15 protein-coding genes are annotated in these 17,126 nt (G+C 64.8%); 7 read left to right on the forward strand and 8 right to left on the reverse strand.

All coding sequences use genetic code 11. The annotated features are described in order from the left end of the window. Positions 1-91: 91 nt before the first annotated feature. Together HV770_RS21025 and HV770_RS21030 are read left to right on the forward strand one after the other, a co-directional pair. Positions 92-709 (forward strand): Maf-like protein, encoded by a 618-nt coding sequence (locus HV770_RS21025; protein WP_175162634.1) that lies wholly within the window; start codon positions 92-94, stop codon positions 707-709. Continuing rightward, positions 706-1,425: an SAM-dependent methyltransferase gene (locus HV770_RS21030; protein ID WP_175162636.1), complete on the forward strand. Its 720-nt coding sequence runs from the start codon at positions 706-708 to the stop codon at positions 1,423-1,425. The genes HV770_RS21025 and HV770_RS21030 overlap by 4 nt, the downstream gene beginning before the upstream one ends. A 96-nt stretch (positions 1,426-1,521) precedes the next feature. Here HV770_RS21030 and HV770_RS21035 read toward each other — a convergent pair whose 3' ends face one another. The 4 genes from HV770_RS21035 to HV770_RS21050 are packed head-to-tail and all read right to left on the reverse strand — an operon-like array spanning position 1,522 to position 4,635. After that, positions 1,522-2,529: a S49 family peptidase gene (locus HV770_RS21035; protein WP_175162638.1), complete on the reverse strand. Its 1,008-nt coding sequence runs from the start codon at positions 2,527-2,529 to the stop codon at positions 1,522-1,524. A gap of 27 nt (positions 2,530-2,556) precedes the next feature. After that, positions 2,557-2,961: a Rieske (2Fe-2S) protein gene (locus HV770_RS21040; RefSeq protein ID WP_175162640.1), complete on the reverse strand. Its 405-nt coding sequence runs from the start codon at positions 2,959-2,961 to the stop codon at positions 2,557-2,559. Beyond that, positions 2,958-3,617: an HAD-IIIA family hydrolase gene (locus HV770_RS21045; protein WP_175162641.1), complete on the reverse strand. Its 660-nt coding sequence runs from the start codon at positions 3,615-3,617 to the stop codon at positions 2,958-2,960. Before HV770_RS21045 ends, HV770_RS21040 begins: the two co-directional genes overlap by 4 nt. Beyond that, positions 3,610-4,635: an RluA family pseudouridine synthase gene (locus HV770_RS21050; RefSeq protein ID WP_175162642.1), complete on the reverse strand. Its 1,026-nt coding sequence runs from the start codon at positions 4,633-4,635 to the stop codon at positions 3,610-3,612. The genes HV770_RS21045 and HV770_RS21050 overlap by 8 nt, the downstream gene beginning before the upstream one ends. A gap of 731 nt (positions 4,636-5,366) precedes the next feature. Between HV770_RS21050 and HV770_RS21055 the strand changes: the two genes are divergently transcribed. From HV770_RS21055 to HV770_RS21075, 5 genes are all read left to right on the forward strand, one after another. Continuing rightward, entirely contained in the window at positions 5,367-8,633 is a 3,267-nt protein-coding gene (locus HV770_RS21055) for an Rne/Rng family ribonuclease (RefSeq protein WP_175162643.1), read from the forward strand. Between the two features lie 211 nt (positions 8,634-8,844). Continuing rightward, complete coding sequence (moaA, locus tag HV770_RS21060) at positions 8,845-9,954, forward strand: GTP 3',8-cyclase MoaA (protein WP_175162658.1); 1,110 nt, start codon at positions 8,845-8,847, stop codon at positions 9,952-9,954. An 11-nt stretch (positions 9,955-9,965) separates the two neighbouring features. Next, positions 9,966-10,592 carry a molybdenum cofactor guanylyltransferase MobA gene (gene mobA / locus HV770_RS21065; protein ID WP_175162659.1) on the forward strand — a complete coding sequence of 209 codons (627 nt, stop codon included), beginning with the start codon at positions 9,966-9,968 and terminating at the stop codon, positions 10,590-10,592. Between the two features lie 60 nt (positions 10,593-10,652). Beyond that, a complete protein-coding gene (moeA, locus tag HV770_RS21070; RefSeq protein ID WP_175162660.1) occupies positions 10,653-11,954 on the forward strand; it encodes a molybdopterin molybdotransferase MoeA in 1,302 nt (433 codons plus the stop codon). An 81-nt stretch (positions 11,955-12,035) separates the two neighbouring features. Next, on the forward strand, positions 12,036-12,311 hold the full coding sequence (locus tag HV770_RS21075; RefSeq protein ID WP_074764961.1) for a hypothetical protein: 276 nt from the start codon (positions 12,036-12,038) through the stop codon (positions 12,309-12,311). Between the two features lie 155 nt (positions 12,312-12,466). Here HV770_RS21075 and HV770_RS21080 read toward each other — a convergent pair whose 3' ends face one another. The 4 genes from HV770_RS21080 to HV770_RS21095 form a co-directional block, all read right to left on the reverse strand. Then, positions 12,467-13,915 (reverse strand): DNA recombination protein RmuC, encoded by a 1,449-nt coding sequence (locus HV770_RS21080; RefSeq protein ID WP_175162661.1) that lies wholly within the window; start codon positions 13,913-13,915, stop codon positions 12,467-12,469. Further along, positions 13,912-14,901 carry a 2-hydroxyacid dehydrogenase gene (locus tag HV770_RS21085; RefSeq protein WP_175162662.1) on the reverse strand — a complete coding sequence of 330 codons (990 nt, stop codon included), beginning with the start codon at positions 14,899-14,901 and terminating at the stop codon, positions 13,912-13,914. Before HV770_RS21085 ends, HV770_RS21080 begins: the two co-directional genes overlap by 4 nt. A 54-nt stretch (positions 14,902-14,955) precedes the next feature. Continuing rightward, a complete protein-coding gene (locus HV770_RS21090; protein ID WP_175162663.1) occupies positions 14,956-16,386 on the reverse strand; it encodes a sodium:proton antiporter in 1,431 nt (476 codons plus the stop codon). Between the two features lie 63 nt (positions 16,387-16,449). Then, the gene (locus HV770_RS21095) at positions 16,450-17,112 is read right to left on the reverse strand and encodes a LutC/YkgG family protein (RefSeq protein WP_175162664.1); all 663 of its coding nucleotides are present in this window, start codon (positions 17,110-17,112) and stop codon (positions 16,450-16,452) included. Positions 17,113-17,126: the final 14 nt, after the last annotated feature.

Consider the following 17,126-nt stretch of genomic DNA (forward strand, 5'->3'; position numbering starts at 1 on the left):
GTTTTGTCTTTTCGAGTCAAACACTTAAGCCCGTACGTGCGCGAACTCCGCGCAACCCCGTACGCCCCGCCTCCCTAGCCGTTGGTTGACCATGCCAGATTCCCCCAATCGCCCGCCACGCCTGATTCTGGCGTCGAGTTCGCCGTATCGTCGCGAGTTGCTCGAACGCCTGCGCGTCCCGTTCGACGTCGTCGCGCCGGCGATCGATGAAACGCCGCTTGCTGGCGAAACACCCGAAGTCACCGCGTTGCGGCTCGCCGGGGCCAAGGCCCGTGCGGTTGCCGGCGCACTCGGCGCCGCCGACGCCGCACTCGTGATCGGCTCGGACCAGGTCGCCACCTATGACGGCCTGCAGATCGGCAAACCCGGCTCGCACGACAAAGCGCTCGCGCAATTGCAGGCAATGCGTGGTCGCGAAGTGCTGTTTCATAGTGCGCTGTGCCTGTTCGACAGCCGCGCGGGCACCGCGCAAACCGTCGACGTGATTACCCGCGTGCAGTTTCGCGATCTGCCGGACATCGCGCTCGAAGCCTATCTCCAGGCCGAAACGCCCTATGACGTTGCCGGTAGCGCCAAATCCGAAGGGCTCGGCATCGCGCTGCTCGAAGCCATCCATTCCGACGACCCCACCGCCCTCGTCGGCCTGCCGTTGATCGCACTGACGCGGATGTTGCTGGCAGCGGGCTACCCACTTCTGGAGGCGCAATGAGCGGCACGCTCTATCTGATTCCGAACACGCTCGGCGAAGGCGACACCGACGCGCTCGACGCCGTCCTGCCCGCGCCGGTACGCGCCCGCGCGGCGGCACTCCATTACTACATAGGCGAAAACGCGAAAACCACGCGCGCGTTCCTGAAGAAAGTCGGCACCGAAAAGCCGATCCAGGAAATCGAAATTCGCGAATTGAACGTCAACACACCGCCAGGCGAAATCGACAAACTGCTCGCCCCGCTTCTCGCCGGCACGGACGCGGGCCTCGTCTCCGAAGCGGGCTGTCCGGCCGTCGCGGACCCGGGTGCACTGCTGGTGCGCCGCGCGCATGAACGCGGCGTGAAAGTCGTGCCGTTTGTCGGACCGAGTTCGATCCTGCTGGCCCTGATGGCTTCCGGGCTCAACGGCCAGAGCTTCGCGTTCCACGGCTATCTACCGGTCGACGCCGCTGAGCGTGCCAAGCGCCTGCGCGACCTGGAACAGCAGTCGCGCAAGGGCAAGCAGACGCAGATTTTTATCGAGACGCCGTACCGGAACCGTCAGCTGCTCGACACCTTGCTGGCGACATGCGCACCGTCCACGCTCGTATGCGTGGCAGTCGATCTGACGCTGGACACGGAAACCATCGCGAGCCGCACGGTGGCCGACTGGAAGAAGAAACCGGCGCTCGACCTGCACAAACGGCCGGCCATTTTCCTGATTCTTGCGGTTTGACGCTGCGGCAAACATACGCCGCGGGGGCAAAAAAGCCCCGTGCGATTAGCAGTAATCGCGCGGGCTTTTGCATACGCATAGCTGATGTGTAGCTGATCAACGCAGGTTCAGTTTTTCCCCTAACGCCATTGCCTTGACCGCGCCGCTGCCGACCGCCGCGCCGAATTTTCGTGCAACGCGGTCGGTAATGCTCTCTTTCACCGTGTAATCGACGATATCGGGCGCTTTGAAAAAATCGCGCGCCACATGGTCCGAGTCGCCGAAACCGTCCGCGAGGCCCAATTCGACACTCTTTTGGCCCGTCCAGAACAGGCCGGAAAACATATCCGGCGTTTCATGCAGACGCTTGCCGCGCCCTTGACGCACCGCGTCGATGAACTGCGCGTGGATCTGATCGAGCATCTCCTGCGCATGTGCGTCCATCTTCGGCGTTTCTGGTGAGAACGGATCGAAAAAGCCCTTGTTCTCGCCCGAAGTATGCAGACGGCGTTGAATCCCCAACTTGTCCATCAAGCCGGTGAAGCCGAAGCTGTCCATCAGCACGCCGATCGAACCGACGATGCTCGCCTTGTCCACGTAGATCTTGTCAGCCGCCGCAGCCGCATAATAGCCGCCCGACGCGCACATGTCGCCGACCACGGCGTAGAGCGGAATCGACGGATATTTGGCACGCAGCCGGCGAATCTCGTTATAAATAATCCCTGCCTGCACCGGACTGCCGCCCGGACTGTTACACCGCAAGATGACCCCTGCGGTGCCCGAGTCGTCGAACGCGCTCTGCAACGCAGCGTTGACATCTTCGGCGTTCGCATTGGTATCTGCGGAGATTTCGCCATCAAGTGTGATCATGGCCGTATGACGACCTGTCACGGCGACCCTGTCGCCGGAAAAGCTGAACGCGCCCCAGACCAGCAGCAGCAGCAGGACGACCAGAAAGAGAAACCGGAAAAAAATCTTCCAGCGGCGCGCGGCGCGCTGTTCTGTGATCGCCGCGAGCGCGATACGCTCAAGCGCCGCCCGCTCCCAGCCGGGCTCATCGGCGGGCAAGCGGGAGCGGCCAGTCCGGGACGGGTCCTGCGGCTCGGGAGTCAAATTGTCGGACATGCGGGTCTTGAAAGATCGAAGAGAAAATCAGGGAGTCGCGGGAGTCAGCTCGCCGTCGGGCAGCCAGAACACGCCGCGGCCTTGCGGCGTATCCCGCTCCTCGACCTGAAGCGGACGCAATCTGCCGCCGCGGCACGGACCACCGACGCATTTGCCCGTATCCGGCGCGTAAATCGCGCCATGTGTCGCGCACATCAAGTATAAACCGGACGATTCGAAGAACTGCCCTTCGGCCCAGTCGAGCTCCATCGGCACGTGCGCGCAGCGGTTCAAGTAACCATACGGCCGCCCATTGTAGCGAACGAAAAACACCACGACGTCGCCTCCGCCGAGCCGCGCGGCGAATCTGATGCCCGCGCCGCCGTCGACCAGTTCTTCCGCCGCGCAAACGCGGACCGCTTTCGCTGCCGCTTCGGCCATGTCGGTGTTCATGCGTTCTCTTGCAACCAGCCAGCCAACGCGCTCACGCTCGGCGCGATGAATTTCGGCGACAGCGCGCTCAACGAGCCGGCCGGATGCGCACCATAGGTCACGGCGATACCCGCGACACCCGCGTTGATTGCCATTTGCAGATCATGCGTCGTATCGCCGACCATCACGGTGCGCGCCGGATCCTGTCCCAGTTCGCGCGTCAATTCATGCAGCATGGCGGGATGCGGCTTGGAGAAGGTCTCGTCGGCGCAGCGGGTGCCGTCGAACAGGCTGATCAGGCGCGACTGGTCCAGTGCGCGATTCAGCCCGACACGGCTCTTGCCGGTCGCCACGGCCAGCAAGTAGCCCTGGTCGCGCAATTCCTGCAGCATTTCGCGCACGCCGGCGAACAGTTCGGTGGTCTGATCCTTCACCAGATAATGGAAGCGATAACGCTCGGCCAGACGCGGATATTCAGACGGATCGAGTGTCGGAGCGGCAATTTGCAGCGCTTCGCGCAAGCCGAGGCCGATCACATAACTCGCGGCTTCGTCGGCGGGGACCGGCAGGCCGAGATCGCGGCAAGCCGCCTGGATGCTGCGCGTGATGTGCGCGGTCGAATCCATCAACGTGCCGTCCCAGTCGAAGACGATCAGATCAAATTGCTCTCTAGCCATGCGGTGTCGTCTCCGGGTTTGACCCATTTCGTAATTCGTTGAGCTGTGCGATGAAGCCGCGGCACTCGGCCGGCAACGGCGCCTCGAACTGCAGCGGCGCGCCGGTGGCGGGATGCGCCAGTTTCAGCCGGTAAGCGTGCAGGAACATGCGCTTCAGACCGGGTTTGGCCTTGGCGCGCGCCAACGCCTTGTTCAGCGCGAAGTCGCCGTATTTGGCGTCGCCGACGATTGGCAGTTCCAGGTGCTGCAAATGAACGCGGATCTGATGCGTGCGGCCGGTCTTGAGTTCCGCCTCGAGCAGCGCGTAGTCCGGCCAGCGGTCGATCAGATTGAAAACCGTGTGCGACGCGAGACCGTCCGCCTGGACGCGCACGCGGCGCTCGCCGTCCGCGGTCAGATACTTGTGCAGCGGCTCCTTGACCGCGCGGCGGCGCCCCCAGTCGCTTGCCCACTCTCCGTGGACGCAGGCATAGTAGCGCTTGTCCATCTTGTTCTCGCGAATCTGCTCGTGCAGATTGACGAGCGCGCTGCGCTTTTTGGCGAGCATCAGGATGCCGGAGGTTTCGCGATCCAGCCGATGCACCAGTTCGAGGAATTTCGCCTGCGGCCGCGCTTCGCGCATCTGCTCGATCACGCCGAACGCGACGCCGCTGCCGCCGTGAACCGCGACGCCAGCCGGTTTGTCGATGACGAGCATGTGGTCGTCTTCGAAAATGACCTGGAAGTTGGCATGTGGCACGGGCGCGTGCGCGACGGCTTCGTTCGGCTGCGCGACGCGAATCGGCGGCACGCGCACCAGGTCGCCGAGTTCGAGCCGGTACTGCGCATCTATCCGGCCCTTATTGACCCGCACCTCGCCGCTGCGCAGGATGCGATAAATATGGCTCTTGGGCACGCCTTTACAGACGCGCAAGAGGAAGTTGTCGATGCGCTGTCCGGCCGCGCTGTCGTCGATCTCGATCATCGAGACCTGGTCGCTTGCGACCGATTTCTGGGATATTTTGCCTAACTCTTTCATTCTGAATATAATTTGCCCAGCAGTCTGCGGCGGCCGGCGCAGTGACCGGAATTCGGGCGGATTGCGCAGGTGCAAGCGATAAACCGTTATTTTACTTGCGCCGGGGTCTGGTTGCTCACCCTCAAATGAGATGCAACAAGTTGCACGCACGAAGTCAGTACCCGGCAGGGACGGTGCCCACAGGCGCGTTCGGTCAAGGTCGGCTTCGACGGTAACGGAATTTTGGTAAAAAAGAATTTAACTTTCAGCTTCGGTATCGGGCGGTTGGACGCCCAGCTGTACGAAGCTGCAGGTTGCGAAAATACGGCGTGCGCCCGAGGCGTCTTGTAGAAAGTACAAGACATGGCGACGTCAAAATGAGGCGAGACACCCCCAGCTGGAAAAGACGCGCCGCCTGCGCGAACTTCCCGCTGCGGCACGACCGCAGCCTCCGACCCTCCGGTCACGCGCCCAGTTGGCGCACCGGCGAGAGTGGACGAAAGGCTTATGAAGGTCTGCCGGCAGAACCCGCGGCGTGTCGGGTCGTTATTTGAAGCCGTGTTCGCATGTGCCCTACGGCACCGCGCCCATTTTTTAATGGGGCGGGCCCTCTCAGGCAATTCTCCCGCCATTTTTCCCGCTCCAGCGTGCTTGTGAAAACACAATAAGGCGCGGCATGCCGCTGCCCTCAGGGCTCTCGCGACTGACAACCGCGCAGCCAAGGGCAAGCTAAGCCGCTCTGGAGCCGTTCAATGAAACGAATGTTGTTCAACGCGACGCAGCAGGAAGAACTGCGCGTCGCCATCGTCGATGGGCAAAAACTCATCGATATCGACATCGAAACCGCCGGCCGCGAACAGCGCAAAGGCAATATTTACAAGGGCATCATTACCCGCATCGAGCCGTCGCTCGAAGCGTGTTTTGTCAACTACGGCGAAGACCGCCATGGCTTCCTGCCGTTCAAGGAAGTCGCCCGTCAGTACTTCCGCGACGGCGTCGACATGCGCTCCGCGCGCATTCAGGACGCGCTGAAGGAAGGCCAGGAACTGATCGTCCAGGTCGAAAAGGAAGAGCGCGGCAACAAGGGCGCTGCTCTCACCACCTTCATTTCGCTCGCCGGCCGGTATCTAGTTCTGATGCCGAATAACCCGCGCGGCGGCGGCGTGTCGCGCCGGATCGAAGGCGACGACCGTCAGGAGCTGCGCGAAACCATGGCGCAGCTGCAATTGCCGGAAGGCATGAGCATCATCGCGCGCACGGCCGGCATCGGCCGCAGCGCCGAAGAACTGCAGTGGGATCTGAACTACCTGATGCAGTTGTGGCGCGCGATCGAAGCCGCGTCGCAAAGCGGTTCGAGCGGCCAGCCGATGCTGATCTATCTCGAATCGAGCCTCGTGATCCGCGCGATCCGCGACTATTTCCAACCGGACATAGGCGAAATCCTGATCGACACCACCGAAATCCATGACCAGGCCCGCGCCTTCATGGACATCGTGATGCCGGACAACGTCAGCAAGGTCAAGCGCTACCACGACGACGTGCCGCTCTTCTCGCGCTTTCAGATCGAACACCAGATCGAAACGGCGTACTCCCGCACGGTGCCGCTGCCCTCGGGCGGCGCGATCGTGATCGACCACACCGAAGCGCTGGTCGCAATCGACGTGAACTCGGCGCGCGCCACCAAGGGCGCCGACATCGAGGAAACCGCCGCGCGCACCAACCTCGAAGCCGCCGACGAAGTCGCCCGCCAGTTGCGCCTGCGCGACCTGGGCGGTCTGATCGTCATCGACTTCATCGACATGGAATCGGCCAAGAGCCAGCGTGAAGTCGAGCAGCGCCTGAAAGACGCGCTCAAGCATGACCGCGCGCGCGTCCAGATGGGCAAGATCTCGCGCTTCGGCCTGATGGAGCTGTCGCGTCAGCGTCTGCGCCCGGCCCTGTCGGAAGGCAGCCACGTGACCTGCCCGCGCTGTAACGGCACAGGCCATATTCGCGATACCGAATCGTCCGCACTGCAAGTGCTGCGGATCATTCAGGAAGAAGCGATGAAGGAAAACACCGCGGCGATCCATTGCCAGGTGCCGGTCGAAGTGACCGCCTTCCTGTTGAACGAAAAGCGTGCCGAAATCAACAAGATCGAATCGCGTTTCAAGGTCAATGTCGTCCTGATCCCGAACAAGCACCTCGACACGCCGCATTACAAGCTCGAGCGCCTGCGTCACGACGACGCGCGCCTCGATGATCCGCGCGCTTCGTGGAAGATGGCCGAAGAAGCGGCTCGCGAGCTGGAATCGGAAACCGGTTATAGCAAGCGCGCCGAGGAAGTGAAGCCGAAGCAGGAAGCGGCGGTCAAGGGCATCACGCCTGAAAAGCCGGCGCCGAGCGCGCCGGTGCGCCCGGCGGCGACCCCGGCTCCGGTCGCGGTCACCCCGGCGAGCGGCGGTTTCATCGGCTGGCTCAAAAATCTGTTCGGCATGCAGCCGGCCGCACCGGCGCCTGTCGTGCCGTCTACGACCGAGAAGCAGGCGCGTCCGCAACGCGGCGAACGCACGGAGCGCGGTGAGCGCACCGGCGAACGCGGCGGCGATCGCAACCGCAATCGCCGTGGCGGCGCGGCTGGCCGTGATGCGGCGGGTCGCGGCGAAGGCACGACTGCTGGCCGTCAGGCTCAAGGCCAGCAGCCGTCGCAGCGTCGCGAGGAACGCGAACCGCGTGAAGGCCGTGACGTGCGTGAACCACGCGAAGGTCGCGAGCCGCGCGAAGCGCGTGAACCGCGTGGCAATCGTGAAGCACGTGAGCCGCGTGAGGCCCGGGAAGGCCGCGAGCCGCGTGAAGTGCGCGAGGGCCGCGACAACCGCGATCGCGACAATCGCGGGGCGGATCGTGCGGAAGCTGTCGAAGGCGCACCGCGCGCCGAGCGTGGCGAGCGTCAGGAACGCGGCGAGCGCCGTGAGCGTGCCGAGCGCGGCGAACGCCGCAAGCAGCAAACGGAAACCACGGATGCGCTGACCACCGCGCAACCCGACGCACAAACGGCAGACGAACTGGCGCGCAGCCAGGTTGCCCTGAGCGAAAGCGGTGCGCCGGTCGATCAGGAAGCGGTGACCGGTGAAGGTGAAGAGCGTCGTCGTCGCCGTCGCGGCCGTCGCGGTGGCCGTCGTGAGCGCGAAGAGGACGTGAACGGCAACCTCGCAGCGGACGTCGCGGAAGCTGAAGGCGATAACGCCAGCGTCAGCGACGACGCGCAGGTGCACGCGGCTCATCAGCCGGTCGAGCACAAGGCCGAGGTCAGCGAAGCAAAAGACGTGACGCCGGTCGAAGTGGTGGTCGCCGCTGTCGCGACCGAAACCGCCGTCGTGACCGAACTGCACGCGGCAACCGAAACGCCGGCACTGGCCGTCGAGAAGGCTGCGAAGACGGAAACCGTCGTGCCGGTCGAGCAGGCGCCGGTCGCGCCGGCTGCGGTGGAGCCGGTCGTGGATGCGCCGGTGCCACAAGCCGCCATCGCACCGGTCGAAACGGCGCAAGCCGCACCGGCCGCCAGCGAAACGGTTTCGCTAGTCGAACCGGTGGCACGCGCCGAAGCTCCGGCTCAAGTGCAGGTCGAAACGACAGCAGCAGCGCCAGTGGTTGAAACCCCGGCCACACCGGCTCCGCTCGACAGCCCGGCTCCGGCCGTGACAGTCGAGGCACCGGCGGTTGCGCCGGCGCCGCAGGACGAAATCGTCGAATCGCAGCCGGCGGTGGTGCCGACGGAACAGCCGGCCGAGATCGAGCCGGCGCCCATTGCCACGTCGCAGGCGCCGCGTAGCGGCGCCGTGTCGGCGGAAGCCCTGAAGCCGGTGCTGGAACAAGCCGGTCTCGTCTGGGTGAACACTGACGCCGACAAATTGCGTGCCGCGCAGGAAGCCGCTGCGCAGACCGTCAAGCCGGCTCGCCGGGTGCGTGAGCGCAAGCCGCTGCCGCCGCTCGACAACGCGCCGATGCAACAGGTGGAAACGGGCAAGCATACGCAGTAAGCCGCCCCGCTTCACTCAAAAAGCCCGCCCTCACCGGCGGGCTTTTTGTTTTCATGGATATTGAACATGGGTACAAGCGCCGCGCCCCAAGCAGCTCGATCCGCGGCTCCCCGTATACCCCGATACGCCGCGGGGTCCGGATGCCGTTAGGCGCATTTCCGATAGAATTCAATATTCAGAGGTCCTCTCAAGCACCCAGACGAAGCACGCCATGTCCCGACGCATCATCCCAGTAGCCGATCTCAGCGCGGCGCCGGTCATCGCCGGGCCGGTGCAGACGCCCCGAGGCGTACTGCACGACACGCTGTCACGCCCGCTGCGCGATCTGCGCATTTCGGTGACGGATCGCTGCAACTTTCGCTGCGTCTACTGCATGCCGCGCGCGGTATTCGACAAAGACTATGCGTTCCTGCCGCATAGCGCGTTGCTGAGCTTCGAGGAAATCGAACGGCTCGCGCGGCTGTTCGTCGCGCATGGTGTCGAGAAGATCCGCCTGACGGGCGGCGAGCCGCTCTTGCGCAAGAATCTGGAATTCCTGATCGAACGGCTCGCGCAATTGACCACGCCGGCGGGGCGCCCTATCGATCTGACGCTGACCACCAACGGCTCGCTGCTGGAGCGCAAGGCGCGCAGTCTGAAGGACGCCGGGCTGACCCGTGTGACCGTCAGTCTGGACGCGCTCGACGACACGCTGTTTCGCCGCATGAACGACGCCGACTTCGCGGTAGCCGACGTGCTGGACGGGATCGCTGCGGCGCATGCGGTCGGGCTCGCGCCGATCAAGGTCAACATGGTCGTCAAGCGCGGCACCAACGACGGCGAAATCGTGCCGATGGCGCGTCATTTCAAAAGCTCGGGCGCGGTGCTCCGTTTCATCGAATACATGGACGTCGGCACCTCGAACGGCTGGAACATGGCCGAAGTGCTGCCGTCCGCCGATGTCGTGACGCGCATCGCCGAACAGTTTCCGCTCGTCCCGCTCGAAGCTCACAGCGCCGCGGAGACCGCCCAGCGCTGGGGCTACGCGGACGGCAGCGGCGAGATCGGCGTGATTTCGAGCGTCACGCGGGCGTTTTGCGGCAGTTGCACGCGCGCCCGGCTGTCGACCGAGGGCAAGCTGTACCTGTGCCTGTTCGCGTCGTCCGGCCACGACCTGCGCGCGTTGCTGCGCGGCGGCGCGAGCGACGCCGACATCGCGACCGCCGTCGCCGAAATCTGGCAAGGCCGCAGCGACCGCTACTCGCAACTGCGCGGCAGTCAGCCGGCCGACTCGGGCGAGCAGACGAGCCGCCGCGTCGAAATGTCGTACATCGGCGGCTGAGCGGCCGCCGCATGCAACCCACGCGCGAACAGATCACTGGCCTGCTGCTCGCGGGCGGCCGCGGCATGCGCATGGGTGGCGTCGACAAGGGACTGCAAACGCTGCACGGCGAGCCGCTCGCCGTGCATGTACTGAAGCGCCTCGCACCGCAAACCGGCGCGCTGCTGATCAGCGCCAATCGTCATCCCGACACGTACGCCGCACTGGGTACTCCGTTTGGCGCGCCGGTCGTCGCCGATACGCTGGCCGGCTTTCCCGGCCCGCTGGCGGGTTTGCTCGCCGGTATGCGCGCTGCCGGCACCGCCTATCTGCTGAGCGCGCCCTGCGACTCTCCGTGGCTGCCCACCGACCTCGCCGCGCGCCTCGCGCAAGCGCTGGACGCCCGGCAAGCGGACATCGCCACCGTCACGACCGTCGACGCCAACGGCGATGCGTCCCTTCACCCCGTGTTCGCGCTGCTGCGCACGAGTCTCGCGGACGACCTCGCGGTGTTCCTCGACGCCGGCGAGCGCAAAGTTCGCGCGTGGTACGCACGCCACACGACGGTGGAAGTCGTCTTTACCGACGAGCGCGCGTTTTACAATGCCAACTCGTTACGAGAACTCGCCGACCTCGAACGCGATCGAGGCCCCGGTTGAGATCCGCCCGGCCGCACGGCAACTGCCGCGCCCGTCTCCGGTCGCGACGTCCAGCTCCTCATGACCACGCTTAACGAATTTTCCCGCTGCGTCGCGCAGTACGATCCTCACGCACTCCCCGTTTCGGCCGCTCAGGCAATTGTTCGTGAGTGGGCCGCGCCGGTTGCGGCCGTCGAACGCGTGGCGTTGCGCGACGCGCTCGACCGCGTGCTCGCGGCCGACATCGTGTCGCCGATCGACGTGCCCTCGCACGACAATTCTGCGATGGACGGCTACGCGTTCCAGCGAGCGGCGTTCGCAACCAACGTATCCAGCATCGAATTGACGATTGCCGGTAAGGCCCTGGCCGGGCATCCGTTCGCGAGCCGCATCGACGCGAACCAGTGCGTGCGCGTGATGACGGGCGCCTGCATGCCCCAGGACTGCGACACCGTCGTGCCGCAGGAGCTGGTCGAGCGCAGCGCGGATGGCGGATCGATCCGCTTCGCCGCCGACGCCGTGGCCCCCGGCGCCAACCGGCGCCTCGCCGGCGAAGATCTCGCGCGCGGCCATGCCGCGCTGCGCGCCGGCCGCATCCTGCGCGCGTCGGACCTCGGTTTGCTGGCGTCGCTCGGCATCGGCGAAGTGAATGTGCGGCGGCGCTTGCGCGTCGCGTTCTTCTCGACCGGCGACGAATTGCGCTCGCTCGGTGAACCGCTCGACCCGGGCGCCGTGTACGACAGCAATCGCTACACGCTGTTTGCGATGCTGCGGCGCCTGAACGTCGATACGCTCGACCTCGGCGTGGTGCGTGACGAACCCGCCGCGCTCGCAGCCGCATTGCGCAGCGCCGCGGCGAGCGCCGACGTGGTGTTGACCTCGGGCGGCGTATCGGTCGGCGAGGCCGATTTCACCCAACAGCTGCTACGAACTTTCGGCGACGTCGCTTTCTGGAGCCTGGCGATGCGCCCGGGCCGTCCGCTCGCGTTTGGCCGCATCTGGTCCGGCGAGCGGCCGGGCGTGGGGCTGCCTGCGCTATTCTTCGGTTTGCCCGGCAATCCGGTCGCCGTGATGGTGGCGTTCTATCAGATCGTGCGCGAAGTGCTGCTGCTGATGTCCGGCGCGACGCCGCACCCGCTGCCGACGATCCACGCCGCGAGCCGCCAGGCGATTCGCAAACGCGCTGGCCGCACCGAATTCCAGCGCGGTGTCGCCGAACAGGACGCGCACGGACAGTGGCACGTCACGCCGACCGGCTCGCAAAGCTCGGGCGTGCTGAGTTCGATGAGCGAGGCCAATTGCTTTATCGTGCTCGGTCACGACGAAGGCGCGATTGCCGCGGGAGAACGCGTCGCCATCATGCTGTTCGACGGTCTCATCTGACGCCTGCGGACCCGGCGCGGCCCCGGCAACGTTGCAGCTTAGCCTTACCCATTACCACCAAAACACACGGGTTTCACTTACATGAAAAAACAGATCTCGTTCATTGCACCTGGACAGACGGCCAAAGCACTCATCCTCGTGTATCTGACGTTCTCGGTGCCGATCGTGCTGCTTGGCGTGCTGGTTGCGTTCATCCGCTACGGTTCTGTGGAATTGAGCACGGTGTTCAGCGCCTTGCTGCTGAATGCGATTCTGGGTTTCGTGCTGTTGTGGATTGCGTGCCACGCGTACAACTGGGTTGCATCGCGTTTCGGCGGTATTGAAATTCATCTGACCGACGCGCCCGAAGAGGCGTAATGTCTGTCGCGATCCGCACCGCCACGCCCACGGACACGCGCGCCATCTTCGCGCTGACGCATGGGCTGGCGGAATCCGGCGCGTACGCTTGAGGCGCGCCTGTGAACCGGCTTGACGGGCGCGCGCTGCATACGACGCGCCGAACCCGCGCCGCCCTACTGCTCGTCGGCCTCGACGCCCGACAACGCATCGCCGAGCAAACCCCTCGCCTCGTCGCCCGGTAGTGCCTCGACGTCGCGCAGCTTGCGGTTCATCATGCGGGTGCGCGTTTCGGCCGCCTCGATAGAACGCGTGACGGTCTCCAGCTGCGCTTTGGTCTTGGCCAGCACGTCCCCGAATTTGCCGAACTCCGTTTTCACCGCGCCGAGCACCTGCCAGACCTCGCTCGAACGCCTTTCGATGGCGAGTGTGCGGAAGCCCATCTGCAAACTGTTGAGCAGCGCCGTCAGCGTGGTCGGCCCTGCGATCGTCACGCGATAGTCGCGTTGCAGCAAGTCCGTGAGTCCGGGCCGGCGCAGCACTTCTGCGTACAGGCCTTCGGTCGGCAGGAACAGCAGCGCGAAATCCGTGGTGTGCGGCGGCGACACATACTTCTCCGCGATCGTGCGCGCCTCCGCGCGGATGCGCGCTTCGAGCGCGCGTGACGCCTCTTCAACGGCGGCCGGATCGGCACGCTCCTGCGCTTCGATCAGACGCTCGTAGTCTTCGCGCGGAAACTTGGCGTCGATCGGCAGCCAGACGGGCGTGGCCGCACCGCCCTGCTCCGTGCGTCCCGGCAACCGGATCGCAAACTCGACGCGGTCCGCGCTCTTCGGCACCGTCGCGACGTTCTTTGCGTATTGGTCAGCGGTGAGCAGTTGTTCGAGCAGCGCCTCCAGTTGCACTTCGCCCCACGTGCCACGCGTCTTGACGTTGGTGAGCACCTTCTTCAGATCGCCGACGCCGGCCGCCAGCGTCTGCATCTCGCCCAAACCGCGATGCACCTGTTCGAGCCGATCGGAGACCAGCTTGAACGATTCGCCCAGCCGCTGTTCAAGCGTGGCATGCAGTTTTTCGTCGACGGTGCGGCGCATTTCTTCGAGCTTGGCCGAGTTGTTCGCCTCGATATCCTTGAGCCGCTGCTCGATGGTCGCGCGGACTTCGGCGAAGCGCCGGTCGTTCGCTTCGGTCAGTTGTCCCAGTTGCAAACTCAGCGTGTCGCCAAACTGCTTGAGCGAGCGGCCCTGTTCGTCGCGCGCCTGTTGGGCCTGGGCCTGCAAACTGTGGCGTACGGCGTCGAGCTGCTGCGCGAAGGCGTCAATCTTGCCGCCTTGCACCGTGGTCATGCTGCTGAACTGCGCGGCGAGCGTCTGTTGAAAATGTGCGAACCCACTGCTCTGCTCGGTGCGTGACACCCGTGCGGTCTCGGTGATGTCGTTGCGCAATTGCCTTTCGAGGCGCTCGTAGGCATGCGCCTGCGTGTCGGTCGCGGCGTCGATGCGTTCGTTGAGCAACTCGAACTGCTCACTGTCGTCCGCGCGGCCATGAGCGCGCATCAACAACGCCAGCGCAATGACCAGGACGACCGCCAGCACCGCGACGGCCGCCACCAGAATCATCATCATGAGCGCGCCTTACCGATCACGTCCGGATTGATCGGATTCGGCGGCTGGCCGGCACGCGGCCCAACGCCCAGCCCCGCGATCAGATTGTCGGCGGCGAGATTCGCCATCGCACGCCGCGTGGCTTCGGTGGCGCTGGCGATGTGCGGCGTCAGCACGACATTCGGCACACTCAACAGATCCGGATTCAGATGCGGCTCACCTTCGAACACGTCCAGACCGGCCGCGGCGATCTGCTTCGAGCGCAGCGCCTCGACCAGCGCCGCGTCGTCGACGATGCCGCCGCGCGCGATGTTGGTGAGCGTCGCGGTAGGCTTCATCAGCGCGAATTCGGCCGCGCCGATCGTGTGATGGCTTTCCTTCGAGTACGGCACGACCAGCACGACATGATCGGCACGCCGCAGCAGGTCCTGCTTCGATGCATATTCGGCATTCAGTTCAGCCTCGATCTCCGGCGCCACGCGCGAACGGTTGTGATAGATCACCTGCATGTTGAAGCCCTTCGCGCGCCGTGCGAGCGCCTGGCCGATCCGGCCCATGCCGATCACGCCGAGCGTCGAACCGTACAGGTCACTGCCGAGAAAACCGTCGTAGCTCCACTTCTGCCACTTGCCTGCGCGCAGCCAGTGCTCCGATTCGGCAATGCGGCGTGCGGCGGCCATCATCAGGGCCCAGCCGAAGTCGGCGGTCGACTCGTTCAGCACGTCCGGCGTGTTGGTGCCGAGCACGTTTGCCGCGTTGAACGCGGCCATGTCGAAGTTGTTGTAGCCCACCGCCATGTTCGACACCACGCGCAAGCGCGGCGCCGCCGCCAGAACGCCGGCGTCGATCGGCTCGCCCGCGGTCAGGGCACCGTCCTTATCCGCGAGACGGCGTTTCAGTTCGTCGGCGGCCAACACATCACCCTGGTTCCAGTCGACGTCGAAATACTGCTTGAGTCGTTCGATCACATCGGGAAAGATCGGACGGGCGACGAGGATCTTCGGCATTGCAATTCTCCGTATGGCGCGTCGAGCGGGAATGCCTCGGCGGCGAAATCAGCATCAGAAAAACAACCAGCCGGTGACGGCGAACAGCGGCAACAGCACTGCACCCGACCAGCCCAGATAAGCGAAAAAACTCGGCATGCGAACGCCGCGCGATTGCGCGATCGCTTTCACCATAAAGTTCGGTGCATTGCCGATATACGTGATCGCGCCCATGAACACCGCGCCGGCCGAGATCGCGGCGAGCGTGGTCGCGCCGCTCGTCATCAGCGTCTGCGCGTCGCCGCCCGCCAGGTTGAAGAACACAAGATAGGTGGGTGCGTTGTCGAGAAACGAAGACAACAGGCCGGTCGCCCAGAAGTACATAATGTCGCGCGGCTGGCCTGCGGAATCGTTGACCAGATGCACGAGGCCCGCGAACGCGCCAGCCTCGCCCGCGCGCAGCATCGTGATGACCGGCGCGATCGTCACGAAGATGCCGGCGAACAGCTTGGCCACCTCTTCGATCGGCGCCCAATTGAAATCGTTGCCCGCGCGCGCCGCGCGAGGCGTCAACGCGAGCGACAGCAACGTCACGCCGATCAGCGCAACGTCGCGCACCGCGTTCTGCAACGCGACCTGCGTACCGAACACGTCGAATGTGACCTGCGGCCGCCACAACCCGCTCATCAGAACCAGCGCGATCACCGCGGCGAGCAGCACGAAATTGATCTTGCCGTCGATGCCGCGCGGCGCGCCCTCGGGCGTCGGATCGAGAAAGGGTGAGCGCGCCTCTTCACGCCGATGAAAGTAGTACGAGTCGAGCGCATAGAAACCGGTCAGCAGCACGACGCTGACGAACAGCATCGGCAGCGCGAGATGCTGGGTGGTCCAGAAGAAGCGGATGCCTTCGAGGAAGCCGAGAAAGAGCGGCGGGTCGCCCAACGGCGACAGCGAGCCGCCCACGTTCGCCACGAGAAAAATGAAGAACACCACCACGTGGACCACATGCTGGCGATTGTCGTTGGCGCGCAGCAATGGACGGATCAGCAACATGGCCGCGCCGGTCGTACCCATCACGCTCGCCAGCAAGGTGCCGAGCGCGAGAATTGCCGTGTTCAGGCGCGGCGTGCCGTGCAGATTGCCGCGCACGCAGATACCGCCCGCGACGGTATAAAGCGCGGTTAGCAGAACGATGAACGGAATGTACTCATCGAGCAGCGCGTGTATCAGCTTGCCGAAGGCCACGTTCACGCCAAAGGTGAGCGCGAACGGCACGAGGAACACGAGCGACCATGCTGCCGCGATCTTGCCGAAATGGTGATGCCAGAACGCCGGCGCGATCAGCGGAAATATAGCGATCGACAGCAGCACGCCCGCGAACGGCAGGCTCCACAGCGCCGACAGGGTCGCGCCATCGAGCGTCGCAGCGGACGCCGATTGAGACCATCCGCCCAGCGTCTGCGCAACGGCAATCCACGCGCTCGCGCTCACGGTATACCCTTTCATATCGTTGAAATCCTTGCAATGGAGGTGGCCGTGTGCGCTGCGAGACGTCGCCGCGCGGCCCGTTCACGCATCCTGCACGAGGATCACATGCACCCGGTAAGGGCCATGCGCGCCCAGCACGATGGTCTGCTCGATGTCGCCGGTGCGCGATGGCCCGGAGACGAAATTGACCGCACGGGGCAGTTCGCCGCGCTCCTTGCGGATCAGGCCGAACGCGTCTTCGTGACCCGCGACGATGCGCGATGCCGGCACGATGGCGATGTGCGTTTCGGGCAGCAAGCCGGCCGACGCGTAGGTTTGCGGGCCGGACAGCAGCACCAGCGTGCCGGTCTCGGCGGTCGCGCAGAAGCAGCCGGTGAGACCGACGACGTCGCCGTCGCGGGGCTTGCGGAATTCGACACTGAGGCCGGCTTCGGCCCAATTGAGATCTTGCAGGGTTTGCCAGGCGATCGCCTGCAACGGCAACGCATGCCCGGTGAGGTAGCGATGCGCCGCGGCCGGCACGTCGGCGAGCGTATGAACGCTGTCGACCGTGGTCGACAGCTTCTGCGCTTCTTCGATGAAACGCACAGTCAGTTCGGCAGGCATCTCCGGACGCGGGCCGGCCGGATGGCGCGTCACATAATCTGCCGCTGCCTCGCGCTCGGCAGCGGACGGCTCGGGCTCGCGCCCTTGCGCGGCGCGGATGCGCGCCAGGATGTTGCGGCGGGCAATCGAAGTGTCCATGGGCGAAGTCCTCG

It is taken from the genome of Paraburkholderia fynbosensis (assembly GCF_902859935.1).
In the GTDB taxonomy this organism is placed as follows: Bacteria; Pseudomonadota; Gammaproteobacteria; order Burkholderiales; family Burkholderiaceae; genus Paraburkholderia; species Paraburkholderia fynbosensis.

Excerpts from the sequence above, each read along its gene's own strand:
- mobA (WP_175162659.1), top strand. The coding sequence starts at position 9,966 with ATGCAACCCACGCGCGAACAGATCACTGGCCTGCTGCTCGCGGGCGGC.
- HV770_RS21040 (WP_175162640.1), bottom strand. The coding sequence starts at position 2,961 with ATGAACACCGACATGGCCGAAGCGGCAGCGAAAGCGGTCCGCGTTTGC.
- moeA (WP_175162660.1), top strand. The coding sequence starts at position 10,653 with ATGACCACGCTTAACGAATTTTCCCGCTGCGTCGCGCAGTACGATCCT.
- moaA (WP_175162658.1), top strand. The coding sequence starts at position 8,845 with ATGTCCCGACGCATCATCCCAGTAGCCGATCTCAGCGCGGCGCCGGTC.
- HV770_RS21090 (WP_175162663.1), bottom strand. The coding sequence starts at position 16,386 with ATGAAAGGGTATACCGTGAGCGCGAGCGCGTGGATTGCCGTTGCGCAG.
- HV770_RS21025 (WP_175162634.1), top strand. The coding sequence starts at position 92 with ATGCCAGATTCCCCCAATCGCCCGCCACGCCTGATTCTGGCGTCGAGT.
- HV770_RS21030 (WP_175162636.1), top strand. The coding sequence starts at position 706 with ATGAGCGGCACGCTCTATCTGATTCCGAACACGCTCGGCGAAGGCGAC.
- HV770_RS21075 (WP_074764961.1), top strand. The coding sequence starts at position 12,036 with ATGAAAAAACAGATCTCGTTCATTGCACCTGGACAGACGGCCAAAGCA.
- HV770_RS21080 (WP_175162661.1), bottom strand. The coding sequence starts at position 13,915 with ATGATGATGATTCTGGTGGCGGCCGTCGCGGTGCTGGCGGTCGTCCTG.
- HV770_RS21095 (WP_175162664.1), bottom strand. The coding sequence starts at position 17,112 with ATGGACACTTCGATTGCCCGCCGCAACATCCTGGCGCGCATCCGCGCC.
- HV770_RS21035 (WP_175162638.1), bottom strand. The coding sequence starts at position 2,529 with ATGTCCGACAATTTGACTCCCGAGCCGCAGGACCCGTCCCGGACTGGC.
- HV770_RS21045 (WP_175162641.1), bottom strand. The coding sequence starts at position 3,617 with ATGGCTAGAGAGCAATTTGATCTGATCGTCTTCGACTGGGACGGCACG.
- HV770_RS21050 (WP_175162642.1), bottom strand. The coding sequence starts at position 4,635 with ATGAAAGAGTTAGGCAAAATATCCCAGAAATCGGTCGCAAGCGACCAG.
- HV770_RS21055 (WP_175162643.1), top strand. The coding sequence starts at position 5,367 with ATGAAACGAATGTTGTTCAACGCGACGCAGCAGGAAGAACTGCGCGTC.
- HV770_RS21085 (WP_175162662.1), bottom strand. The coding sequence starts at position 14,901 with ATGCCGAAGATCCTCGTCGCCCGTCCGATCTTTCCCGATGTGATCGAA.